Origin of the sequence: Sphingobacterium sp. UBA5639, from assembly GCF_002421245.1 — a bacterium.
In the GTDB taxonomy this organism is placed as follows: domain Bacteria; phylum Bacteroidota; class Bacteroidia; order Sphingobacteriales; family Sphingobacteriaceae; genus Sphingobacterium; species Sphingobacterium multivorum.
Map to the genome: position 1 here is coordinate 249247 of NZ_DIJR01000037.1, position 25041 is coordinate 274287.

A 25041-nucleotide genomic window follows, 5' to 3' on the forward strand; every position below is an offset into this window, starting at 1 on the left:
ATAAATTATGATAAAGATAAATAAGACCATGTCAATCTTACTAGGTATCATCGGCATGCTGTTATTGCATAGTTCCTGTAGCAAGTATCTGGACATTCAATCCAATGATGGATTGGTGATTCCCAAAACGCTGGAAGACCTGCAAAAATTGCTGGATAATACACTTACGATGAACCGGGGAATTGGATCGATGGGAGAGATCTCAGCAGATGATTATTTTTTGGAGCAGTCGGTCCTGGATATGCAGACGGATATGGACCGGTTAAATTATACCTGGCGGAATAATCTGTATAATTTTAGCAACGATTGGTCGGCGGGCTATGCGCCTGTGTATATCTCCAACTTGGTTTTGGAGCGTTTGGGCAAGATCGAGCGAACAGCTGCTAATGCAGCGGACTATGATGGAATCAAGGGGGCGGCACTCCTTGCAAAATCCAATCAGTACCTATCCTTACTTTGGAACTATGCCAAGGCTTATCAAAGTAAGACGGCTGCATCGGATCTTGGGATTGTGCTGCGAAACTCTTCGGATATGAACGACAAATCAAAGCGCTCTTCGGTATTGGCCTGTTACAATACTTTGCTGAACGACCTACGTGCTGCTTCTGATCTATTGCAACAGAAGAGTGCACATGTGATGCGCCCCTCAAAAGCGACGGCTTATGGTTTACTGGCCCGGGCTTACCTTTCGATGGCCAAATATGATTCAGCCTATTACTATGCAGATAGAATGCTCCAGATCAAAAATGACCTGATGGACTATAATGATCCTGCCCAGGTCGATCTGACAGGTACAAATCCGTTTTCGCGGTACAATAAGGAAATCGTAGGTTATTATGAACAGACTTCCAATGGCACTCCTTTGATCCGTATAGCTCAGCTGGACACAGTATTGTATCTCTCTTTTGAGACAGATGATCTAAGAAAACAGGCTTATTTTAAACCCGGTCCGAGCGGTTATCAGTCGTTTAAGGGCAATTATGCAGTGGCTTCCAGCGCTTGGGAAACGGTATCGCCATTTGGCGGGATTGCAGTAGATGAAGTCTATCTTATCCGGGCGGAATGCCTGGCGCGTGCTGGCAAGCCAGTGGAAGCGCAGGTAGATCTCAATAAGCTATTGGCCACACGATATAAAGCCGGGACTTTTAAGCGTTATCAGTTGACTCTCGCAACCGATGTACTTGACCTAATATTAAGAGAGCGACGAAAAGAGTTGATCTTTAGGGGCCTTAGGTGGATGGACATCAAACGACTGAATCTTGAAGGGGCGAATATCGTACAAAGGAGGTTTTTGGCCGGAAAGGAGTATCGGTTGGAGCCGAATGCAAACCGGTATGCTTTGCCATTGCCGGATGATATTATTCGCTTGACAGGAATGGAACAAAATCCACTTTAATTATATAACCAAAGCCCCATTAAAATTGGAGCTTTGGTATTTTAGAGACTGCTTAGTTTCGGTTTACGGGATTGAAAGGAGTCGAACTCGACCCTCCAGTTCGCTGCGGAATATAACCTGAAGCAGCACCAGCTGCACCGGGAATAGCATCCATTGATATTTTTGCTGGATCTAAAGCCGATCCGCTCAAGTCTGTATTGTCAACTGGAAGCGAACAGGCTTTGTTGTTCGTCGGATTACAACTATGCCCATTTGGCGTAGTCGTCCAGCGCGACTCATCAGCAACCTGAGATGCATTCAATGGATCTCCGTTGAAATAAACAGTTACAGGAGCTAAACTTTTTCCTGTATAAGCCTCAGCACCTTTAAATGCTGAGAATCCGATAATCATGGCTCCTCCTAATATCATGTAGCCATAATTGTTTAAAAATTTGGTTAGCATAACGCTACCCTCCTTTCTGTACTGCAAGCCAGTAATTGATTAGTAAAGCTGCTAGCCTGCAAACATTTGGTAAATAATTGTCGGTACGGTTCTGTGCACCGATCGTATGTGGATGCCAATAAGCCTTTTGAGGGGCCACCGGCAGTATTGGGCTCCCTATAATCGTAAATGCCGTTCGGTGTATACCAGCTATCATTTGTCCGCTTAAAGTGTGTGCGTCCGTATGTAATGGCTCCTATTGTCATAAAACCTATCAGGAATAATGCGACGTTTATTTTCTCTGTCAGTGTCCGTTCACCAGATCTGACGACAGTACGATGCAATAACCATCCAGTTATCGATAAGCCAAGAATAATGAGATTAAAGACCAAATGTGCTGTCCAGGAAATATTACTGAGAAAGCTGGTACACATACAGGGTTTCCTGTCATATACATTCAATACCCCCAGACCGATATAAATACTAAAAACGAGAATCAGTATCGTCGAAACTTTCCATCCCCAAGCGCGCAACCTGACCGATGGCATTCCCAGCAATACGCCAATACCGATTTCCACCAGCGGAAGTAGCCAGTAGAGTACCGGAGCCAGATAACTGATCAGGGGCTGCTGCTCCAGGGCGATCTTGAATGCACCGAGCTGCCAGAGTTTCTCCATCCCTACATAGACCCAAAAAAGTACCATCGCTGCCCGGATGACCTTATATATAATGTTGCCAGTTTTATTCCCTTCCATAGTCTTTATTATTTGTATTGCAGTATTTATTATTTCTTTCTCTTGTTTTATTATTTTTCCTCGTTTCAAAAACAGGGCGCCATACCTGTCCCTCCATTGGATATAGCGGCCTGCTTGAGTGTCAGCTTCTACTTTCTGGTACGCTGTAAAACAAAGGTAGTATGGAAAATAGGCCGGCGCAGGTGTAGTGAAATGGTTAATTTAGAAAGTGCACCTGCTTCTATTCGATCTAAATGAATTGTGGGATGTAATGAAGATGTATTATGCGGCAAAAAGCTGGGGAGAAAATTCTTGGGGAAACAGTCGGTTATCGCATAATTAGAACTGTTTTTGATGGGTAGAATGAACACGTTTAGTAGGTGTAGCGGTGGAATACCCCCTGTTTATTTAATTTTTGTGTTTTATTTATTTAATCCTGGAAACTGTCTATTCAGTTCGTCAAGCATCGTATTCAATACCTTGCGGATACGGAGCGCTGTATGAAACTCAGCGCTTTTGTCCATCCTGGTCAGGCTATGCGCAGAAAGTAAGGTGCCTTCACGTGTTTTGACAAGCCTGGAAAACACCTCGGCAACTTCTTTTTTCTCCGAAGACCACATAATATTCGCTTTGACAATTATATGCATCCAAAGTTTGAGCTCTTTGCCATTAAAATTGCTTTGAATAAATTGTTGGGGATAATCCTGCATTGTTGCTGATGGAGAATTTTTTTCATCCTCTATATACGCACGCATCAACTTCAGCAGGCTCCTACGGTTGCTATCATACGCGAAGTCCGGGATACAAGAGAAGTGTTTGGGAAAACGCAATAGGGCATCCATAAACGAAGGATCTGAAGTATATAATTCTTTCCATCGGTTGAAAAATCCCATATGGTTAAAATTCAGGTTGATCATCAGAACCAAAAAGCGATAATGCCAGTTTTTACTTTGACGCCTGTCGTCGGCCAATTGGCGCAGCGATTCAATCACCTGTGACAGGTAATCCCGATGACGGTATTGAATATAGGGGATCTTGCCATTTTCAAATAGGCTGTCCATAGCCGAAAGGATCTCTGCGAGATAGGCTTGCGGTATGTTTTTTTGAGCTAGCTTATCAAGAATAGAGGGCATATTTGCATATACATATTCATGCATCCGCAGGTAATAATGCTCCGGCAGCTGCGTATAGGGATCAATATCTTTTTTAAAGAGATGTTCGATTCGCCCAAGTAATTCTTCCAGGGCAAATAGTGCTGTAGTACTCACAATTTTATGCACGTTACAGAAGCTATACAACAAAGAGTGTAGCCGCAACAATTGAGTATGGTAGATTTGGATAGCCTGACGTGCATTATTTACCTGAATAATCTCCCGATGGGCTTGTAGTGCCAATGCAAAATTAGTATTGCAGGCCTCGGTGATCTCACCCAAATGGTTTGGAATATCTTTGTTATCAAGATAAACCAAGGCTTCTATGAGCATTGTCAGTTGCTGTAAACTTACGATCATCTGTACCTCCTTTTGATATCTTTATGGTACCATGGCCAGCCAAATATACCGGGGTGCATTTGAAGTATGAGTGAATCTCCTTCATTGGTCTTTTCATGTAGTTGAGGATTGACATTAATAGATACCTTTTCTTCCTGGCCTTCATACCTGAACGAAAACCACAGTTCGTATATGTCACAGCAAGCGGGGCATTTTTGGATAACAATGGCAGGTATGCGTACAGCTTTAGCATTTGGGATATGCTGGCAATTAGCTATGATCAGCAGCATACGGATATACCAGGTACATGCAATGATCATGATGGGAAGTTGGATCCCATAAAGTTTGAAAACATTTGTTTTTCTCCAGAAAAACAGATGTGCCATGGCGCAGACAATAAAAGCCATCGGTATACCTTTTTTTACAGCGACCCAAAACGGTTGCGAGCTGATCAGTAGCTGATAAGTTAGACGGTCAAATAAAGCAATACTACTGGCCTGGATACAGACAAAAAAGATAACAAAAAGCTGCATGATGCGCTCTTGGCCTCGGATTTCCAAAAAAGGGATGAACAATACCAGAATACCGATGCTGTACAAGCACTGCTCTTGCGTCGTTGCTCCAAAAAGCCCATACAAGGTAATCGATACAGCTATCGCAATAAATACATAATTACGGCTGAATGGTATTTTCTTTATCGTCCTCATGATCTATGGTTTAATAATCAGTGAAGTTTTACTCTTTAAATTTACCCACTATAGCACGAAATAATAGTGAATATCCCCATCATTTCAATGAGGGGCAATTTTTTACAATGAGAGGTGATTTCCTTACAACGAAAGAGGAATTTAAGACAATACAGAAATAAATTTTCATCCGGCAGGGGAATTATTTGAACCAAAGAAGGACCTAAAAGCATCGATTTAAGGTAGACGGATATTGTTTAATAAATAATTGGCTAAATTTATATAACAAAAATTTCCTCAACAGGGGAGTTTTTAGCGGCAGTTCTCCGGCGATAGGTTGCTAGGTAATGTCGGATGAACCTGATAGGCGAAAGATATACAGAAAGAAGATATAAATCTGATAAATATGTAGGTTTTGATAGCATTTTTTTAAATGTCGTTTGTACATGAAAAGTTTTAATGAGAATAGATCTCTGGATAATAGAAAATTGACCGTGCAGTATCCCGATGGGATTTGGCAATTGATCGCATCCTTCGTTTTTGGGGGATTCTGTTGGTATCTGGGGTACCGTGGAGCTTTGGCGGAATGGCTTTTAGACTGGCCTGTCACCTATAGCTATCTATTTTTTGTATTGATTGTAGCGATAGTTTTCTTTTATATACGATTGGTTATCGTGATATTGGACAAAAGGCAAAACTGGCTGGTTAGCCCAGAAAAACGCGCCGCTAGCCAATTGTTATTTTGCTGCATATTACCATCACTTTTGCTGTTCTGGATTATAGGCCCCGATCAGCTGGCTAAGGATGAATGGCTGCTATTTCCTTTAATGGTCATATTTAGCGGAATTTTGGTCCTGAATATGGGCTATACAGTCTATTTCTATGTCGCTATTAATCAAAGGCAGAGAAAGTTGATTTTGGAACAGAAGGAAACTATCCTGCAGCAACAGTTAAAAATGAGAAATCTTGAGGAGCAGTTCGAGTTGTTTTCTCCGGATCTAGAAGAACTGAAGGAGATTCTGGAAACAGCTGAGGAAGATAAGGATGTCGATTCTATGGGTGAAATGGACATAGTACAGGTCAAATCCATTGATGTGGAGAAGGAAGTATTCTTGCTCAATAATAAAATCCTGTCACAAAAGATATTGTATAAAGATTTAGGGATTTTTACGTTTAAAAATAGCATCGTCAGCCTTTATCTGAAAAATGCGATGAATGAAAATCTGACCTGTGGCGAGCAGCGCAGCTTAAAGGAAGTTGTAAATATTACGAAGGGCTTTGTACAGAAGATAGACCGGGATAAGGCCATACCATTAGATATGATCCAGGCTTGTCATGGGTTGAAACGGGGCCGGCTGCGTATTGTGCTAAAAACACCTTTTGAGGGGCGATATGATTTTGAGGTTTCCGATAAGATTGCAAAACATATCAGGGAATGGGTCATGTTGCAGGTACCAATAGAAAAGGAGTAATACATGAATAGGTAAAAAAATAGCTATTTATATGGGAACCAACAAGAAATGTAGGGAAACCGGAAAGGTGATATTTGCTTCCTGGATAGAGGCCCGGCTCGTCATGCTCGATATTAAGTGGAACTACTTTTTCAAAAGGGACAAAACAGGCCGTCGCATCAAGCACAGGCAGGGACAGCCTGTACAGCGGAGAGCATATTACTGCACATACTGCAGGGGCTACCACCTGACTAAATGGAAAAAATCAAATTTTAACTCCTATACCGAGAAAAAATGGAGAAGGGATAATGGGGAAGAAAATTCAGACTTATAAAAGCTTTACCCATACCATGATCCTCATCCCCGATTGAAACGGCCACGGCGGAGTCTAAATAGTAAAACGGCCACCCTTTTTGGGGCAGCCGCTTAAGGATTAGTTTATGGGGATTGTTTGAAAAACAATATCAAATTACGCATTTCAAGGAAGTTTTCAAAACCCGGAATTAAAAGCTTTCTATTTTCCCAGCTGCTTGATGAAGTATACAATTTCGGAAAGGGATTTGTTTCCCGGTCCATCTATTGCAGCGAGCTTTTCATACGAAAAGGCCATCAGTTCAGCAACCGTCACTATCCCATGCTTCTGGAGAGCACCTACAGTCTTTGAACTGATCTCCTGCCAGAAATAATAAAGATCGCTTTCAAGGATCATCTCATGGATATAGTCGTTGTCACCCAGGATGGCTGCAGTTTCAGGGAAAGGTTCCGAAGTGAGGTATAATCCATCTTTCGAAGGTCGACCCTCGTTTTCACACCATCCAGATAGATATCAATTTCATGTTCTTTCATGGATTCAGATTATTTGGTCATCAGTTAATGGCCATCTGCTCTGACCGTCGTTCTGTTCAAAAATCAGCATTCAAATTAGGTCAACTTGAATAATAATTCCAAATTTATTCGACCAACTGCCATTAGACCATATCCAAGAGTATGATTTGCTCGATTATTTAAACTTTTCGGACAATCCCTTCACAATTATATCTATCAAAAGCGCCCCACATTGATAAAATCTTCTATCCCGACTACCGCAGCTTGAAAACTAAATCTCCATAGATTTTGGACTCATTTTTAAATTATTTATTTTAGCTATTCAAACCGTAATTAGGCCATGATGAGAAACCAATTGATCCTTTTGTTCATTTTTTCCCTATTGTTTGTTTCCTGCAAAAAGGAAAATTCTGGGCAGGATATGACTGACAGTCTGAAAGGAAAATGGAAGTTAAAAAGTTATGAAACGACCCTTTCAATCGGTGATAAGAATGGGAGCAGTAATGTTCAGATAGACAACCTCCCTTACGAATATCTTAGTTTTGACGGGCGTGACAGTGCTTCTCTACGGTTAACGGTACCGTATTTTATCGGTTCAAGTAGTGCCGGCGACGGCGGAGAATGGAATCTCCCGGGCGCAGATGTAATTATTAAAGATGGGAGCATCCAGACCGGAGAACCTATTTATTACCGCAAATATTATTATCAGCTCGCAGGAAACCGTCTCTTGCTCAAGGAAACCAGGACATTTGACCCATCCGCATGGGTAGAGAAATGGGGAAGCCCTGCGACAGGAATTGTCGATTCCCTCGCAGATTATTACCCAAAGCTCAGGACGGATATAGATTGGTGGGATGTATCTCTTGATAGAAATTCACTAAAATTACAGCAGGAAATCAGCTATGGCGGCAAGGACAGTTTTCGGTCCAAAGTAATAATGCTCTTTTCAAGAGAATAGAGAAGGACGGCTATTTCTCTACTGAGGAAGGATAACATATTTTTTATTTAATATGGAAGCGATACACGATGTACCGCTTCCTTTTGTTATTAAGCAATATTTCTCCCGTTATGGTCTGTCTTTATAAAAGTAAATGCCTGAGGGGTACATCGCTCCGCGATTTTAGCTTGATTTGCAGAGGCCGGTTTATTCTCGATTTTTCTTTCCAGTCTTTCCATATCCACGGCAACCCTGTTATCCAATAACTTCGCATAATGCTGTGTGGTTTTGATATCCGTATGTCCAAGCATCTTTGAAACTGTTTCAATAGGAACACTATTGGCAAGTGTCACAGAAGTGGCGAACGTATGGCGTGATTTGTGAAAGGTCAGTTCTTTGGTGATCTCACATAGGTCTGCAATTTCCTTGAGATAGCTATTCATTTTCTGATTACTCAGCACAGGAAGTGCCATATCCTTTGCCACACATGGTGGATAGGTACGATACCGTTCAATGACTTCAAGAGCCTTGGGCAATAGCGGAATATTTGATGATGTTTCGGTTTTCTCCCTGCTTGTGAAGATCCAGAGTTTTCCATCCACTCCCTCAGCAATATCGGTCCATTTAAGTTTCCTCACGTCTGCATAGGAAAGTCCAGTGTAACAACAAAAGACAAAGATATCACGGACATGTGCAAGTCTTGGTATCTTGAATAATTTCCCCTCTATCCTCCGAAGTTCCGCATCGGTTAAAAATTCTTTTTCTTTAGCTTTCGCCTTGATCTTATAAAAGGTAAATGGATCGTCCGTTATCCATCTATGCGCAATACAGATCTTGATGATCTTGCGAAGGTGCTTCATGTATTTTGCTGCCGACACGGCAGAACAGCTCATCGTGGCACGCAAAAAGAACTCATACCCTGCGACAAAAGCATGGTCAATCTTTCTTGTGTCAATATCCTGCGACCTGTATTCTTTCTCAAGGTATCCACAAATATGCAATAAAGAGGTCTTATACCCTTTGAGCGTATTGGGCTTGAATCCATTGCCGAGCAATGCTTCCATCTGCATATTGTGTTCCCTAAATACATCAAGGAATTGCTTTCGCTTAATATCCTTTCCCTGATACCTTAGTTTGATGGATTCTGCTGTAATTTCCTCTGCGGCAGCCGTCATGGCCGTATGGATCGTACCTACTTTGCTGACTAGGGTATCAAGGTAACTGTTCATGGTTTTGACAACTTCTGTTGTGCCTTTCATACGATTAGCTTTGGAACTCCATTTCGAAGGATCGCATTCTCGCCCTGTGGAGACTTCTTTTGGGATACCATCTACGGTAATCCGCATGTAGATCGGTTTGGGGCCGTTAACATAATTTTTGGGTTTCTTCAGATAGAAGAGCAAGGAATAATTTGTACTCATGACAACATCATTTAAGTGAAACAAACCGAGCCGCCTTTGCGGCGAGCTCTGCATCACCACTGAAAAACAGATTTCAGCGATGCAAAATTAGCCTTGCAACTAAAACGGATCAAGATGTTTAATCTTTGAATAAGCTGATAATCAAAATATTAAACATGTTTCAGTGAGTAGCCATGTTGGAGAAAATGACTCACTGAATGACTCACTTTTTTATTGGGAATTCGTGTAAGTTTTGTAGATACTGAAAAACAAAAAAGCCTGCAAATATTTAATTTGCAGGCTTTTGTATGTTTTGACTTTTAGATCTGTAGCCCGTAGGGGAATCGAACCCCTGTTTCAAGAATGAAAATCTTGCGTCCTAACCCCTAGACGAACGGGCCTTTTAATGCAACTCCAATAACATTGTTGTTTTTGGAGTTGCAAATATAGACCTTAAAATCAGTATTCCAAAAATAATTTTAAATATTTTTTAAATAAGGTCGAAACCGATATCTCTTCTGAAGTATTTACCTTCAAAATATATCCTTCCGGCATCTGCAGTTGCCTGCTGAAGGGCTTCGAACAGCGAATCTTGCAATGTGGTAACAGCAATTACACGTCCACCTGCAGTAACAATCTTACCATCTACTTCTTTCGTACCTGCTTGAAATACGATGGATTCTTTGACATTTTCAATATTGGCGATCTCTTTTCCCGACTCATAATCTCCAGGATAACCTCCCGCAACCAACATGACAGTTACGGCAGTTTTAGGAGATACCGTATAGGAACGTTGCTCCAGATTACCCTGTGCAACACCTTCCAGCAAATCTAACAGATCCGATTCAATACGCGGCAATACAGATTCAGTCTCTGGATCTCCCATACGAACATTATACTCGATGACATAAGGCTCTCCTTCCACATTCATCAAACCGATGAAAATAAATCCTTTATATGGAATGCCATCTTTTTTAAGTCCTTCAACTGTTGGTCTGATAATACGCTCTTCTACTTTATTTAAAAATGTCTCATCTGCAAAAGGAACCGGAGATATCGATCCCATACCACCCGTGTTTAGGCCTGTATCCCCCTCTCCAATACGTTTGTAATCTTTTGCAGAAGGAAGCACTTTATATGAATTCCCATCTGTCAAAACAAAAACAGACAATTCAATTCCTTTTAAGAATTCTTCAACAACCACAACTCGGCTAGCTTCTCCAAACTTTGAATCTGCGATCATCGCCTTTAACTCTGCTTTAGCATCTTCCAGCGTCTCACAGATCAACACTCCTTTGCCTGCAGCTAAACCATCAGCCTTAAGCACAATCGGCAATTTTTGCGTTTCAAGGTAAGCCAATCCATCTTCCAATGATGTTGCATCAAACGATCTTGAAGCGGCAGTAGGTACGCCATGGCGATCCATAAATTGCTTCGAAAAATCTTTTGAGCCCTCCAATTGAGCCCCCTCCTGTTGCGGCCCTATTACCGGGATATTTTTTAAATCTTCCCGATTTAAAAAGTAATCATGAATACCTTTTACCAAAGGCTCTTCTGGACCGACGAGCACCATTTGCACGTTATTCTCCAAAACGAAGGAAGCAATAGTAGCAAAGTCAGTAACTTTAATATTTACATTCTGACCATACGCACCTGTTCCAGCATTTCCTGGAGCAATAAACAATTGATCTAAACGTGGACTTTTCGACAACTTATAGGCGAAGGCGGATTCACGACCTCCTGAACCGATTATTAGGATATTCATAACACAAAGATATTTTTTTTATGCTAATTTTAAGGTATCAGATCGTTTAAAATGAGACTAATATTTTGATTTATAAATTGATTAAAGGAAAAATATTTTCTAATTTTCATAAAACATTAGTCATATGTACGCTAAATTACTGCTGTTAGTAAGCTGCCTGCTATTCACTTCGCTGGCGTCGGCCCAGATCGATCAGACCTTGCAGAAACTGGATACTTACCATGAACGGCACATCAAGGAAAAGATTTATCTCCATTTGGACAAAAATGATTATTCGGCTGGCGAAACCATGTGGTTTAAACTTTACTGTACCACCGCCCCTTTTAATTATTTGAGCAACATCAGTAAAATTGCTAATGTAGAATTGATTTCTCCCACCAATAAGATCATTAAGAGTATCAAAATTCCTATTACACTCGGTCTAAGTATAGGCGACTTCAATCTGCCGGACACTTTGGAAGAAGGCTCCTACCGCGTTAGATCATTTACCCGATGGATGCAAAATGACTCTGTAGCCAATTTCTATGAACGCGTCGTCCCCATTACAAATGGTCGATCTGATCATATCATAACGAAAAGTGAACTGGTCAAAAACGGAACAGAAAACATGTTCCAGATTAATCTGAAAACCATTCAGGGAGCCCCGCTGATTAATAACAACATCAGTTATACCCTACAACCGAACAACAATAAAGAGAAATCCGGCCGACTGAAATCAAACGATAATGGAACAATAGCGCTGGAATTGAAAGATGATTTTAAAGGCGGGACACTGTCTTTACAATTTCTTTCGCTGGATAAAAGACGTATTCTAAAAAGTTTTGTCATCCCGGATCCAAACAACCAAAATAGCATCCAAATTTTCCCCGAAAGTGGCGAACTAGTCAACAACATATTATCCAAAACTGGGTTCAAAATCCTTAGCCCTAATGGTTTAGGAAAAAAAGCAAAAATAAAAGTTGTGGAGGAAAATCAAACAACAGTTGCCGATTTTGAAACAAATTCACTGGGAATGGGAAGTATCCCGCTCGTCTTACAGACAGGAAAAAAATACGTCGCTACAGCCCTCTTCGAAGATGGATCGTCAACAAGTGCGTCATTACCGCCTGTACAGAATTCCGGATATGTTCTAACCGTAAATTCGGTACTAAAGGATAAGATTGCAGCGCAACTTTCCGCTACTGCAGACTTGGTCAATGGCAAAGATATTTATCTGGTAGCCCAATACAATGGCCTTGTACTTCATGCCGCTAAGCAGAAATTAAATGGAACGGAGATCTTATTCAATATCCCCAAAAAAAACCTGCCTTCTGGAGTTTTACAATTATCCATCTTAACAGATCAAATGGTTCCTATTGTGGAAAGATTGGTGTTTAACTACAATACGACATCGACCTTACTTCCTGTCGCCGTAGAACTCAACAAGCTTAGCTTCACAACACGCGATAAAGTGATTGCTAATCTTTCCGTTAAATATGATGATAGTGACACCACTAGGTTTGCCGCGCTTTCCGCATCAGTGGTAAACCTCAGCAAGGTTGATTCCACGACAAACCGTTATTATTCATCTATTGTCTCGGAGCTCCTATTGAAATCTGATCTTCGTGGCTTTATTGAACGTCCCAATTATTACTTTGAGGATTTAACGAACATTAGACTGACAGAGCTGGACAATCTTATGTTGATCCAAGGTTGGCGCAAGTTGGACTGGAAGAATTATACAAGTACAGCAACCGCTGCGTTCCTTCCTGAAAAAGGGCTTACCATAGCTGGGACCATCAAGAAAACGGCCCGCAAGGCTGTCGTTCCAAATGCCAAAGTAACAATTATACCGACGAGCAACATGTTGCTGAGTATAGATACACTGACCGATAATAATGGCCGATTTTCATTTGACGAACTTTTATTTGCAGACAGTGTCAAGTTTATTGTGACAGGTGATGGCCCTAAAGAGAAAAAAAGAGTTGATATTGTTATCGACAACCCGCTCACCCCACCACCTAATGCAAGTAAAGATCAACCCTTGTTGCTTAACGACATCAATAGCACCTTGCTTACACAACTGAAAAATAGTCAACAGTTTCTTGGCGAATTGGAAGCGGCTGGTATTATAGAAAAAAGTATCCGATTGGAAGAGGTACAGGTCAACAGGGTAAGAACAACTAAAGCCGACAAAAACTCCAGAAACCTGAATGGGCCAGGAAACGCCGATCAAGTCATCTCTGCAGACGAATTATCCGGCTGTGCTACATTTGCTCAATGCCTCAATGGACGGCTAAATGGTGTTATTTTTCGAAATGGTATCCCTTATAGCACAAGATCGATGAATAGTCCGATGCAAGTTGTTCTCGATGGAATGTATATTGAACCCGAACAAATAGATATGATCAACACGGCCGACATTGCGAGTGTTGAAGTCTTGCGTAGTATTGGAAACACGGCAATTTATGGCATGTATGGGGGCAACGGTGTTATCGTGATTACCAGTAAATCGGGAGATGCCATCTCCTCATCGTATACCCCCACAGGCATTGTAACCATCACGCCAAAAGGGTTATATGTGCCTCGAACATTTTTCAAACCCCAATACGATGCAACAATCCAAAATAAGCTTACACGCGACCTAAGGACAACAATCGCCTGGGAACCGAATCTGATCACGCCAAAAGATGGGAAAACACATTTCGAATTCTTCACTTCTGACGAACCCGGAACCTACAAACTAACCGTTGAGGGAATAAGTATGGATGGCAAAATTGCTCATCTCGAATATTTAATAGCGGTAAAACCACAATAGCAGAGCAAACAAATCGTTAAATTTAGAAACAAGGTTATGGAACATATTAAAACCAAAATAGAAGATCATATCTTAAGCATTTTCCTCGACAGGGGAAAGTCAAACGCCATAGACACACAGCTATTGAAGGAACTGATAGATACCTTGGAATCTTCCCAGCAAAATGAAGCTATTTATGGTGCAATATTGATTGGCAAGGAAAACTTCTTTAGCGCAGGACTTGATCTAATTACCCTATTCCAATATGATGAAGAACAAATTCGCGAATTCTGGAATTTATTTCTGGAAGCGACATCGCTACTCGCCGCTTTTCCAAAACCAATAGTTGCTGCAATATCTGGTCATAGCCCCGCTGGGGGCTGCGTACTGGCGCTCTGCTGTGATTATCGGATTATGGCCGAAGGGAATTTCGTGATCGGTCTTAACGAGATTCCTGTCGGACTAATCGTCCCTGAAAGTATATTTCAGCTTTATGCGTTTTGGATTGGAAAACGGAATGCGTATCAGAATTTGCTCGAAGCTAAATTGCTTTCTCCTGTAGAAGCAAAAACACAGGGTCTTATTGATGACATTGTTCCCGCTAATATACTCTTCAATACCGCAGCAAAAAAATTAAAACAGATCACGCAGTTCAACCAAAAGACATGGCAGACATCCAAATTGAACTTCCGAAAGGAAATAATCCTTAAATTGCGCGAGAATAGAGAAGAGACAATCCAGCACATCCTCGAACAATGGTGGCTTCCGTCAACGCGCTCTATTTTAAAGTCAATCATTGAAAACTTGACTTCAAAGAAGTAATATTAAACAAAATCATCATGAGAAATCTCTTTTTCTTTATTCTTATTTGTCTCACTGCTAGCACGATCTCCTGTAGAAATAGCAAAAAAGAGGATAAGGCTGTAAAAATCATTCAGGATTCAATTCCTGTGGATACCCTACAAAAACCTGACACGACTGAAAAGGAAGTAAAGAAAGAGAACTCCGAAACGCTGGAGGAGGTATTGGAGAAACTTGCCAAGGCATATGCAGAACAGGACAGTAAAACAATAAATTCCTATGTACATCCCAAATTGGGAATTTATATGATCTACCGTCCCGGCGCACTTGACTCTTATGTACACCAAAACAGTTTTAATTTTTCTAAACCTGTGCCAGAATATCATTCTTATGAAAAGTTAACGTACAAGGGCCCTTTGAAGTCCGGAAAACTACCTATTTTTGATTGTGGTACGATGAAGTGGGATAAATCCGGATTCTATTATGATAAAAAATCCCGCCCGAATGAACTATCTCAAACGGCAAAGTTCATGAATGAAATTCTTGATGCCAAAATTAGTAATACTGAATTACAGCGACTAAGAAATATAGAATCCAGAAGTTATAGAGCCATTATGACCTCCAATGAGCATGAGGAACCCTTTGTTTTTCATGTGACAAAAGAGGGAGAAAAATGGTATATTACAGTCATAGACCGCGCTTATGCCGGATGTGACGCATAGTATTTTGTAAATTTTAACCAAACTTAACGATAATGAAAAATTTAGATAAGGACATACAAAAGAAAATCGAAGATTGGTTAACCCCAAGTTATGATGAAGGAACTCGAAAAGCAGTTCAGGATTTAATCGACAATAATGAGGAGACGGAACTTACGGATTCTTTTTACAAGGATCTTGAATTTGGAACCGGAGGTTTAAGAGGCATTATGGGCGTTGGCTCTAATCGTATGAATAAGTATACGATCGGCAAAGCCACGCAAGGATTAGCCAACTATCTAAAGAAACAGTTCCCAGATCAGGAGATTAAAGTAGCGGTATCTTATGACAGCCGTAACAATTCGCAGGCTTTTGGCCAGCTGGTTGCCAACGTGTTTGCAGCCAACGGCATCAAGGTACATCTGTTCACGGCATTGCGCCCGACCCCAATGCTGTCGTTCGCCATCCGCCATTTCGGCTGTCAAAGTGGTGTTATGCTAACGGCTTCGCACAACCCAAAGGAATACAATGGTTATAAGGCTTATTGGAATGATGGATGCCAGCTGACTGCGCCACATGATAAAAATGTAATCGATGAAGTAAACGCAATCAATGCTGTGAACGACATTAAATTTGAAGGGAACACACACAATATCATTCCCGTCGGCGATGAAATTGATCAGCTCTATATTGACGCCAATAAAAAATTAAGTATTCATCCTGAAGCGGTACTCGCTCAAAAAAACTTGAAAATTGTTTTTTCGCCGATACATGGAACCGGAATTACTATTGTCCCTAAAATGCTGGAAGCCTGGGGATTTGAAAATGTTTCAGTCGTTGCTGAACAAGCCACCCCTGATGGCAACTTTCCAACAGTAATCTATCCAAACCCCGAAGAGGAAGATGCGATGGCCTTAGCAAAGAAAAAAGGAGAAGAAATTGATGCTGATCTTGTATTAGCAACAGACCCTGATGCCGATCGTGTAGGTATTGCCGTAAAAAATAGTAAGGGCGAATTCCAACTGCTCAATGGTAATCAGATCGGAAGTCTACTGATATATTATGTCTTAAGCGCAAAAAATGAGCTAAAACAACTCGGATCGAATCCATATATTGTAAAAACCATCGTCACCAGCAACTTACAAGCCGATATTGCAGATCACTATGGTGTAAAACACTATGAAACCCTTACTGGCTTCAAATATATCGGTGAATTGATTACCAATTTAGGTGATTCAGCACAATATCTTGTGGGCGGAGAAGAAAGTTATGGTTTCTTAGTAGGCGATTTAGTGCGTGACAAGGACGCTCCAAACTCTTGTGCTTTCCTAGCCGAAATGACCGCCTATTTCAAAACAAAAGGAAAAACAGTTTACGAAGTCCTGTTAGATATCTACAAAGAATTTGGCTGTTATCAAGAAAAGCTCATTTCTCTTACAAAAAAAGGAAAAGCTGGTGCCGAAGAAATTCAAGCCATGATGAATGGCCTACGTCACAATCTACCAACGATACTGGGAGGAATAAAAGTCAAAGAAATCAGGGACTACCAACTTTCCCAAACCACAGATATGAGTACAGGGGAGCGAAGAGCAATCTCGTTACCAAAGTCTGATGTGTTGCAATTTATTACAGTAGATGGCGATGTGATCTCTGCCAGACCCTCAGGAACAGAACCCAAGATTAAATTTTACTGTTCTGTAAAAGAAAACTTAACGGATACGGCAGATTATGTCGATGTGCAAACTGTTTTGGAAGAGAAGGTTGACCGTATGATGAAAGATATTGTAGGCTAATGGACAAGTGGAAACTATTATCCTCTGCATATATCTGTAAAGAGCCTTGGGCCACGCTGCGCAGAGATACTTGTGAGCTTCCGGATGGACGGATCAATGATCATTATTACGTACTGGAGTATCCCGATTGGGTCAATATGATCGGAATCACTGAGCAGAACGAGCTTTTGGTCATTAAGCAATACCGCCATGGAGCCGGCATTATTGCATTGGAGATTCCCGCAGGGACAACAGAAGCGGGAGAAGATCCTAAAAATGCCGCTGTGCGTGAAATGCTTGAAGAAACAGGCTATCAATTTGATCAGATTGAAGAGATCGCCACACTTTATGCCAATCCGGCGACAAGTGGCAATATCACTTATACTTATCTGATGACAGGCGGCAAAAAAGTTCAGGAACAGGACTTAGATGAACATGAAGAAATCGAAGTCTATCGTATACCGCTTGAAGAAGCGAAAAGGATGCTACTGGACAACAAATTCAACCAGGCACTCCATGCGAGTGCACTATTCTATGCTTTTAATAAATTAGGCTTGTTATAAAACAAGCCTAATTTTATTCTGTTTTTTTCATTCATACTTTTAATTTTCACTAGCATGCTGATTTTTGTACCTTTGCGTCATGGCAAGAGAAATTTTTGAAACCAAACGAAAGGCCCTGAAAATAAATCTGAACCCAGAGATTTATGGAACCTTTGCAGAAATCGGTGCTGGACAGGAAGTCGCACGTAACTTTTTCAACGCAGGAGCAGCATCAGGCACAATTGCTAAAACAATGTCGGCTTACGACATGGCTTTCAGTGATGCGATTTATGGTGAAGAGGCTGATGGTCGTTACGTCAGCAGAACACGTTTAAAGAAAATGCTCTCCCATGAATTCGATCTTCTTACTCAACGGCTTCATGGCGATAAATACTGCAACAAAAAATTCTTTGCCTTTGCAGATACCGTAACAACGCTCAATTTCACGAAGACAAATGAACCTCATGGCTGGATCGGACTTCGCTTCCAGCATGAAGTGGGAGGCCCTACAAATGATATTATTGTCCATGTAAGACTGCTAGACAGCGACAACCAATTACAACAAAAAGTTTTAGGTATCATTGGTGTTAACCTGTTATTTGCAGCTTATTATTATACAGACAATGTGCAGACCATGATCGAATCATTGGTCGATAACCTTTCTGTTGGTTCCGTTGAGATTGACCTGGTTAAATTAAACGGACCGCTGTTTGAAAACGTCAACCAACGTCTCATCAACTTATACCTGATCGCAAAGGGATTTGCTAAAGCCGCAATATTCCAGCCTGATGGCAAAGCAGTACAAATCAAAGATTATCTGTACAAAAAGAACATTATTTTACTTCGTACCAAATACCGTCAGAAATCCCTTCCAAACTTTGATCTCTTCAATCTTGCCGTTGAACAGTTCAAAAAAAATACGGGTGCAACTGACGCAGACACCATTGTATTAATTGAGGTGCTGATGGGAAATGTCCTGGAAGACACGCATGAAATTACAGGTGAGGACCTTCAAGAATTTGCTTCTAGAGCTGACGAATTATGTGCAACAGGCAATAATATTATCGTGAGCAACTTTAGAAGAAATAATCATTTAGCAGAGTTTATAAGCAACTTTAAGCCCAAAAACATTGGAATTGCAACCAACGTTTACAATTTAAAGAACATTTTCAATTCAGATAATTATAATAAAGAGCTATACACAAATGAACTCCTTTCCTATATCTCTGGAATGTTCAACAAAAATGTGAAACTCTATGCATATCCTTATCTCTTGAAAAAAGAAAATAAGATTATTACGACGCACAATATGCCCGTTTCTGAAGAAGCCAAACCTTTGTTTGAATTCTTAATTAAAAACGGCTATATCATCGATATTGAAAATTACGACGAGAAATTTGTAAAAACCGTATAAGCAAATCGTCTGCAAAATTTAAATTCATTATCTAGCCCAATTTTCTTAAATTGGGCTATCTTTATTTTTATGCCTTATGACGCAAGAAAATGTAATCCTGGTTGACAGCAATGACAATATGATTGGTAGCATGGAGAAATATGAAGCCCATGAAAAAGGGCTATTGCACCGTGCTTTTAGTGTATTTTTGTTCAATGATCAAGATGAATTACTGCTGCAACAAAGAGCTTTAAGTAAATACCACTGTGGCGGACTTTGGACCAATAGCTGTTGCTCGCATCAGCGTCTGGGAGAAACTAACGTAGAGGCCGCCAAAAGGCGCTTAATGGAAGAACTGGGCATTACAGCAATGGACCTTCAAGATACCTTCTCGTTCGTTTATAAGGCTCAATTTGACAACGGACTTACGGAGCATGAATTCGATTATGTCTTATTTGGAAAATTTAATGGAACTCCAGAATTTAACGAAGAAGAAGTTGCCGAAACAAAATACTTGAATCGGCAGGAAATTCAAGATGCAATACAACAGGCACCCCAGCAGTTTACGCCCTGGTTCAAACTCATCTATGAACGTGCTTTTGATACGTATTTCAGTATATATAAAAACAAATTATAACGGTCATATACCATACAAAAAAGATCCTGCCTTTTAAAAAGCAGGATCTTTTTTCTTTCGTTTGGTGAAGCACTATAAGAATTTTTTATAGATGGAATAAAGAATCTTAAGGTCATTCTCTCCCATGAACGCTGTATTTACGTCCTGCTGAATGTAGTGAATCTTAAATGCTTTTATTGCTGCATCCAGGTTACTCACATCGTATCCGATGATACGTAATGCCATTTTCGGATTAAAGTCTGCTGGCGGCGTCTCTAAATAGTCCTCATACCAAAAACCGAATCCTTGATCAGCCAGTTTTTTCCAAGGAAAACGTGATGGATCGTTTTTTCGAGTTGGTGCCAGATCCATATGTCCAATAAAATTTGCCTGCGGAATTCTATAAGTCGTTTTTAAATAGGCCAGCAACTGCGTCAAGGCATTTATCTGTGCATCAGTCCAAGGGTCAGTGGTCCCATTATTGTCTAGCTCAATGCCAATAGAAGAAGAATTGAGGTCCGTATCATTGCCCCATTTCCCCAACCCTGCATGATGCGCACGATAGAGGTCATTGACCATCTGCACTACTTTCCCATCCCGACCGACCACATAATGGGAGCTTACACCTGCTTTCGCGGAATGAAATGTACGGATGGTCTGTCCCAAGGAATCCTGTGCTGTATGATGAATAACAACAAAATTGGGCTTACGGATACCGAAATTAATCGAGGCGATCCATTGTTGATCTTTGACATTCACCTTCTCCAATTGACCGGTAACAGGCGATTGTTTATAGAGTTTTGACAATTCTTTTGCTTGCTTCTTATATACCTTTTCAGTCTTTGCGTATTTCCCCCCCGCACAGGACGCAAGCAATGCTGTCGCGACAAGAAGATTGATTGATAATTTTACAATTTTCATAACGAAATGTTTCAACGCAAACTAAAGCAAATTTGCCAACAAAAGCAAATTTATTAAGTCCATCTTATTGTCCGGGATATTTTCCAAACGCTCTTTTCTCATGCATATGTGGGACAATGTTGGTTGTTAAACTGGGACAATACAGTTTTAAAAAAAGCCCAAACCAATGTTTGAGCTTTTCCCTATCAACTATGCATTTCTTCTTTATAGAATAATTACGTTTTTATTATTTTAGTGCGCTGAGGTTTAATTTTGGCAAAAAACCTTTTAGCTCGTCCAGGCTATACCCATTTCCCCGAAGGGTAATTAAATAGCGATCTTTCTCGAGATAACTTATTTCGGAATTTTTCGCCGTTGAGCCTTCCACTCCTTTGCTATCCGTTGTTTTTGCCCGTTTGCCTTCAAACTCGCCAGTTTTTTCTATTTCAGTATCTGTAATTTTCTCTGAATCTACCATGAAGCCCATTTGCGCTAAGCCCACGATTGCCGAAGCTGTCTCGCCCGCCCCATCAATAATATTGACTTTAATTTCCTTTTGGTTATCTACAGTATATGTCGCCTCTCCAGATACAACCTCTGCCCCATACATGGATCCGCCAGAATAGGAAGTTCTTTTTAAACCATCTAAGCTTTCCGGTAAAAAAGCCTTCAACTCTTCCGAACTTAATGGTTTTTCGGATTTAAGTTTGGCTTGAAGGTCTTCCAATTTTTTTGCTCCATCACTCAGGTTATCCAAGTTGGATACTCCTTTAACTACATCCGAAATCCCAGCCTCTTTCTCCTTAGCATCTTCACTCCCTTCACTGGATTTGCTGTTGCCGCAGCTCGCGACCAAAAGGCCCAGTCCTAAGAGAACAGGCATTACTTTCCATTGTCTTTTCATGATTATCAGTTTTAATTAAAACGCCAAAAAGAACAAAATAATATAATTAATCTAAATTTTAAAATCTGTTTGTATACGATCCTTCGACGGTAAAGTTTAACCAGAGTACCGTTCTATTTTTCTTTTACTCATGCACCTGAACAGATTGCACAAAAAAGGCCCCTATACGAATATAGAGGCCTTCATTATATTATAGCTACCGAGACTATGCTTCGGCGTACTCTTCAATAGATGGACACGAACAAATCAATGTACGGTCACCTTGAGAGTCGTTTACACGACCTACCGAAGGCCAGAATTTACGTTCTCTTACATACTCCAAGGGGTATGCGGCTGTTTGACGGCTGTAGGGTCTGTCCCACTCATCTGCGGTTACAACCGAAGCGGTATGTGGTGCATGTTTCAGTACATTGTTAGCTTGATCTACCGCTCCTGCTTCAACCGCTGCGATCTCTTCACGGATAGCAACTAATGCATCACAGAAACGATCCAATTCAGCCTTAGACTCTGATTCAGTAGGCTCAACCATCAATGTTCCTGCAACAGGGAAAGAAACAGTGGGTGCGTGGAAACCATAATCCATCAAACGTTTTGCAATATCTGCAACCTCGATACCAAAGTTTTTGAATCCACGGCAATCTAAGATCATTTCGTGTGCACAACGTCCGTTAGTACCTGAATAAAGTACAGGATATGCATTTTCTAAACGCGCTTTAATATAGTTTGCATTTAATATTGCTGTTCTTGTCGCATTTGTCAAACCTTCACCACCCATCATTGAAATATAGGCATGGGAAATAAGCAAGATCGATGCCGAACCAAATGGAGCTGCAGAAACAGCAGAGATACCCTCTTCACCAGAAGTCGAAACCACTTCGTGATTAGGTAAGAAAGGAACTAAGTGTTTCGCAACACCGATAGGTCCCATACCTGGACCTCCACCACCGTGAGGAATACAGAATGTTTTATGGAGGTTCAAGTGACAAACATCGGCACCAATATGCCCTGGGCTTGTCAATCCAACCTGTGCATTCATGTTCGCACCGTCCATATAAACCTGACCGCCGTTTGCATGAACAATTTCACAGACTTCAATGATCGACTCTTCAAATACACCGTGTGTAGAAGGATAAGTCACCATCAGTGAGTTCAAGTTTGCAGCATGTTCAGTCGCTTTCGCTCTTAAATCTGGAATATCGATATTTCCTAATTCATCACATTTCACAACGACCACTTTTAAACCTGCCATAGAAGCAGAAGCCGGGTTGGTTCCGTGTGCAGAAGCAGGGATCAAACAGATATTACGCCCATGATCACCACGGCTCTCATGGTAAGCACGGATAACCATCAGACCAGCGTACTCCCCTTGTGCTCCTGAATTTGGTTGGAAACTCATCTTCGCAAAACCAGTGATCTCAGACAACCAATCGTTCAATTCGCCAATCATTTGCATATATCCAGAAGTTTGATCTGCAGGAGCAAATGGATGCAAACCACCAAATCTCGCCCAAGTAACTGGTACCATTTCGGCTGTAGCATTCAATTTCATCGTACATGACCCCAATGGAATCATCGAGTGGCAAAGCGATAAATCTTTTGCTTCCAAAGATTTGATATAGCGCAACATCTCATGTTCAGAATGATAGCTATTAAAGTTTGGATGTGTTAAGTAGGCAGAAGTACGTACTAAATCGGCAGGAATTGAAGAACCTAAATTCTCTTCCAATGCATCGAAATCTACGTCATTCAATGTTTTACCTTGAATTTTAGCAAATACTTTGACAATTGTCTTGATATCTTCGTATGTCGTTGTTTCGTCGATAGCAATTGAAACTTCCGAACCATTGTAATAGAAGTTTAATTCGTTATTTAATGCTTCAGATTTCAAAGCACCAGCATGTGCACCTAAGTCTACACGTAGTGTGTCAAAATAAGCTGCATTCAATTGCGTATAACCCAATGATTGTATTGCTTGATCCAATAGGTTGGCCAATGCATTGATACGTGATGCTATATTTTTGATTCCTTCAGGGCCATGGTATACGGCATAGAAAGAAGCCATAATCGCTAAAAGAGCTTGTGCAGTACAAATATTTGAAGAAGCTTTATCACGGCGGATATGCTGTTCACGAGTCTGCAAAGCCATACGCAATGCATACTTTCCATTTGAATCGGAAGTAACACCGATGATACGACCAGGGATATTACGTTTAAAGCTGTCGCGTGTCGCAAAATAGGCTGCATGAGGACCACCAAAGCCCATCGGTACACCAAAACGTTGCGAATTACCAACAACAACATCTGCACCCCATTCTCCCGGAGGCGTTAATAATGCTAAGCTCATCAAATCTGCCGCCGCACACACGGTAATATGCTTACTGTGAGCTGTAGCCGCAAATGATTTATAATCGACAATGGAGCCATCAGCAGCAGGATATTGAACAAATGCAGCAAATACATCGTCTGTTAATTCTGATTCAGCAATAGCCGCAATTTTAAGCTCGATACCAAAAGACAAAGCACGGGTCTTCAATACATCAATCGTCTGCGGATAGGCATTGTTCGACACCAAGAAAACATTAGCATCTTTATTTTTCCGAGCTGAATAAAGCATAAACATGGCTTCAGCTGCAGCCGTAGCTTCATCCAACAAAGAGGCATTGGCAATTTCTAAACCTGTGAAATCACAAATTACAGTCTGGAAGTTCAATAAAGCTTGTAACCTACCTTGTGCAATCTCCGCCTGATAAGGCGTATACTGCGTATACCATCCTGGGTTTTCAAATACATTGCGTTGAATGACGCCCGGAAGGATTACATCGTAGTAACCTTGACCAATAAAAGATTTAAAAACTTTATTTTTCTCAGCGATTTCCGCAATACGCTTTAAATAGGCTACCTCAGACAATGCTTTGGGAAGATTTAAAGGCTTTGGAGCACGAATTTGAGAAGGGACCGTTTGGTCAATAAGCTGGTCAATTGACGAAACGCCTAATTTAGCCAACATTTCATTCGCTTCAACTGGACTTGGGCCATTGTGGCGACTTTCGAATTTTTCTTGGAAGTGTATATTGCTCATGTGTGCAAAAAGTTAACGCTTATAGATAGTTAGCGACATAATAATTAGGCAATTAACTCTCTTATAAACAGTCGTTTTTTGGATGAGCAAAGATAGCAAAATAAATGACTGAAAACGAAGCAAAAAAGTGGATAAAAAGTCAGTTTTACTGAGCCACCGAAATGCAATCGATTGTCTTTGTCAATTAATTTTTGGAATAACCTCAAACATACAAGTTGTTCATTATAAATATAACAAACAATACAACAATCGCTTGCCACAATTTTAAAAAAAGATAGGGTTATCTGCTATTTCACCCCCGCATTTCTTTCATTACTTCACTATCCTTTTTTGCAATGCCCATGAATTTTCAATAAATTAGTATATGTACCAATTGTAAAGTGACTTCGAAATAACGATATACACTTTTTTGCTAAGAACAACTGATATCAAGGGTATGTTGCGATCAGAAATCT

22 protein-coding genes and 1 tRNA gene are annotated in these 25041 nt (G+C 40.7%); 11 read left to right on the forward strand and 12 right to left on the reverse strand.

Translation table 11 applies throughout. The features are described from left to right. Positions 1-7 precede the first annotated feature (7 nt). Positions 8-1396, forward strand: a complete 1389-nt coding sequence (locus B4Z90_RS24510) for a RagB/SusD family nutrient uptake outer membrane protein (protein WP_286803581.1) — start codon at positions 8-10, stop codon at positions 1394-1396. A 52-nt stretch (positions 1397-1448) separates the two neighbouring features. Here B4Z90_RS24510 and B4Z90_RS24515 read toward each other — a convergent pair whose 3' ends face one another. The 4 genes from B4Z90_RS24515 to B4Z90_RS24530 all read right to left on the reverse strand — a co-directional run bounded on the left by B4Z90_RS24515 (position 1449) and on the right by B4Z90_RS24530 (position 4748). Continuing rightward, positions 1449-1805: a hypothetical protein gene (locus B4Z90_RS24515; protein ID WP_286803583.1), complete on the reverse strand. Its 357-nt coding sequence runs from the start codon at positions 1803-1805 to the stop codon at positions 1449-1451. Between the two features lie 26 nt (positions 1806-1831). Continuing rightward, positions 1832-2572 carry a MauE/DoxX family redox-associated membrane protein gene (locus tag B4Z90_RS24520; protein WP_286803585.1) on the reverse strand — a complete coding sequence of 247 codons (741 nt, stop codon included), beginning with the start codon at positions 2570-2572 and terminating at the stop codon, positions 1832-1834. Between the two features lie 401 nt (positions 2573-2973). After that, the gene (locus B4Z90_RS24525) at positions 2974-4062 is read right to left on the reverse strand and encodes a hypothetical protein (protein ID WP_286803587.1); all 1089 of its coding nucleotides are present in this window, start codon (positions 4060-4062) and stop codon (positions 2974-2976) included. Next, complete coding sequence (locus B4Z90_RS24530) at positions 4059-4748, reverse strand: hypothetical protein (protein WP_286803589.1); 690 nt, start codon at positions 4746-4748, stop codon at positions 4059-4061. Before B4Z90_RS24530 ends, B4Z90_RS24525 begins: the two co-directional genes overlap by 4 nt. Positions 4749-5173: 425 nt before the next feature. On the opposite strand from B4Z90_RS24530, the gene B4Z90_RS24535 reads away from it, so the two are divergent. Both B4Z90_RS24535 and B4Z90_RS24540 read left to right on the forward strand, forming a co-directional pair. Further along, a complete protein-coding gene (locus tag B4Z90_RS24535; RefSeq protein ID WP_286803591.1) occupies positions 5174-6199 on the forward strand; it encodes a hypothetical protein in 1026 nt (341 codons plus the stop codon). A gap of 31 nt (positions 6200-6230) precedes the next feature. Further along, the gene (locus tag B4Z90_RS24540) at positions 6231-6512 is read left to right on the forward strand and encodes a hypothetical protein (RefSeq protein WP_286775221.1); all 282 of its coding nucleotides are present in this window, start codon (positions 6231-6233) and stop codon (positions 6510-6512) included. A 180-nt stretch (positions 6513-6692) separates the two neighbouring features. On the opposite strand, the gene B4Z90_RS24545 is transcribed toward B4Z90_RS24540, so the two are convergent. Both B4Z90_RS24545 and B4Z90_RS24550 read right to left on the reverse strand, forming a co-directional pair. Then, a complete protein-coding gene (locus B4Z90_RS24545; RefSeq protein WP_165309387.1) occupies positions 6693-6887 on the reverse strand; it encodes a DNA-directed RNA polymerase subunit alpha C-terminal domain-containing protein in 195 nt (64 codons plus the stop codon). Next, positions 6884-7024 carry a hypothetical protein gene (locus B4Z90_RS24550; RefSeq protein ID WP_165309386.1) on the reverse strand — a complete coding sequence of 47 codons (141 nt, stop codon included), beginning with the start codon at positions 7022-7024 and terminating at the stop codon, positions 6884-6886. Before B4Z90_RS24550 ends, B4Z90_RS24545 begins: the two co-directional genes overlap by 4 nt. Positions 7025-7343: 319 nt before the next feature. On the opposite strand from B4Z90_RS24550, the gene B4Z90_RS24555 reads away from it, so the two are divergent. Then, a complete protein-coding gene (locus B4Z90_RS24555) occupies positions 7344-7961 on the forward strand; it encodes a hypothetical protein (RefSeq protein WP_165309385.1) in 618 nt (205 codons plus the stop codon). A gap of 89 nt (positions 7962-8050) precedes the next feature. Here B4Z90_RS24555 and B4Z90_RS24560 read toward each other — a convergent pair whose 3' ends face one another. The 3 genes from B4Z90_RS24560 to purD form a co-directional block, all read right to left on the reverse strand. Further along, on the reverse strand, positions 8051-9361 hold the full coding sequence (locus B4Z90_RS24560) for a site-specific integrase (protein WP_286775220.1): 1311 nt from the start codon (positions 9359-9361) through the stop codon (positions 8051-8053). Between the two features lie 308 nt (positions 9362-9669). Next, positions 9670-9741: transfer RNA gene (locus B4Z90_RS24565), tRNA-Glu, on the reverse strand. Positions 9742-9830: 89 nt separating this feature from the next. Next, the gene (purD, locus tag B4Z90_RS24570) at positions 9831-11105 is read right to left on the reverse strand and encodes a phosphoribosylamine--glycine ligase (RefSeq protein ID WP_286803592.1); all 1275 of its coding nucleotides are present in this window, start codon (positions 11103-11105) and stop codon (positions 9831-9833) included. 124 nt (positions 11106-11229) lie between these two features. Here purD and B4Z90_RS24575 point away from each other — a divergent pair, with 124 nt between their 5' ends. From B4Z90_RS24575 to idi, 7 genes are all read left to right on the forward strand, one after another. Beyond that, positions 11230-13902, forward strand: a complete 2673-nt coding sequence (locus B4Z90_RS24575) for a carboxypeptidase-like regulatory domain-containing protein (RefSeq protein WP_286803593.1) — start codon at positions 11230-11232, stop codon at positions 13900-13902. A gap of 36 nt (positions 13903-13938) precedes the next feature. Further along, positions 13939-14703: an enoyl-CoA hydratase/isomerase family protein gene (locus tag B4Z90_RS24580; RefSeq protein ID WP_286803595.1), complete on the forward strand. Its 765-nt coding sequence runs from the start codon at positions 13939-13941 to the stop codon at positions 14701-14703. Between the two features lie 17 nt (positions 14704-14720). Further along, a complete protein-coding gene (locus B4Z90_RS24585) occupies positions 14721-15404 on the forward strand; it encodes a hypothetical protein (RefSeq protein WP_286767693.1) in 684 nt (227 codons plus the stop codon). A 32-nt stretch (positions 15405-15436) separates the two neighbouring features. Continuing rightward, a complete protein-coding gene (locus B4Z90_RS24590; RefSeq protein ID WP_286803597.1) occupies positions 15437-17173 on the forward strand; it encodes a phospho-sugar mutase in 1737 nt (578 codons plus the stop codon). After that, positions 17173-17715 (forward strand): NUDIX hydrolase, encoded by a 543-nt coding sequence (locus tag B4Z90_RS24595; protein ID WP_201639932.1) that lies wholly within the window; start codon positions 17173-17175, stop codon positions 17713-17715. The genes B4Z90_RS24590 and B4Z90_RS24595 overlap by 1 nt, the downstream gene beginning before the upstream one ends. A gap of 79 nt (positions 17716-17794) precedes the next feature. Continuing rightward, positions 17795-19108 (forward strand): nicotinamide mononucleotide adenylyltransferase, encoded by a 1314-nt coding sequence (locus B4Z90_RS24600; protein ID WP_201639933.1) that lies wholly within the window; start codon positions 17795-17797, stop codon positions 19106-19108. A 76-nt stretch (positions 19109-19184) separates the two neighbouring features. Next, entirely contained in the window at positions 19185-19724 is a 540-nt protein-coding gene (gene idi, locus B4Z90_RS24605) for an isopentenyl-diphosphate Delta-isomerase (RefSeq protein ID WP_286709763.1), read from the forward strand. A 72-nt stretch (positions 19725-19796) separates the two neighbouring features. Here the strand turns inward: idi and B4Z90_RS24610 are convergent, their stop codons facing one another. The 3 genes from B4Z90_RS24610 to gcvP all read right to left on the reverse strand — a co-directional run bounded on the left by B4Z90_RS24610 (position 19797) and on the right by gcvP (position 24586). Further along, positions 19797-20624 (reverse strand): N-acetylmuramoyl-L-alanine amidase, encoded by an 828-nt coding sequence (locus B4Z90_RS24610; RefSeq protein WP_286709764.1) that lies wholly within the window; start codon positions 20622-20624, stop codon positions 19797-19799. A 226-nt stretch (positions 20625-20850) separates the two neighbouring features. Continuing rightward, positions 20851-21507, reverse strand: a complete 657-nt coding sequence (locus tag B4Z90_RS24615; protein WP_286709765.1) for a hypothetical protein — start codon at positions 21505-21507, stop codon at positions 20851-20853. Positions 21508-21712: 205 nt separating this feature from the next. Then, complete coding sequence (gcvP, locus tag B4Z90_RS24620) at positions 21713-24586, reverse strand: aminomethyl-transferring glycine dehydrogenase (protein WP_286803598.1); 2874 nt, start codon at positions 24584-24586, stop codon at positions 21713-21715. Positions 24587-25041: the final 455 nt, after the last annotated feature.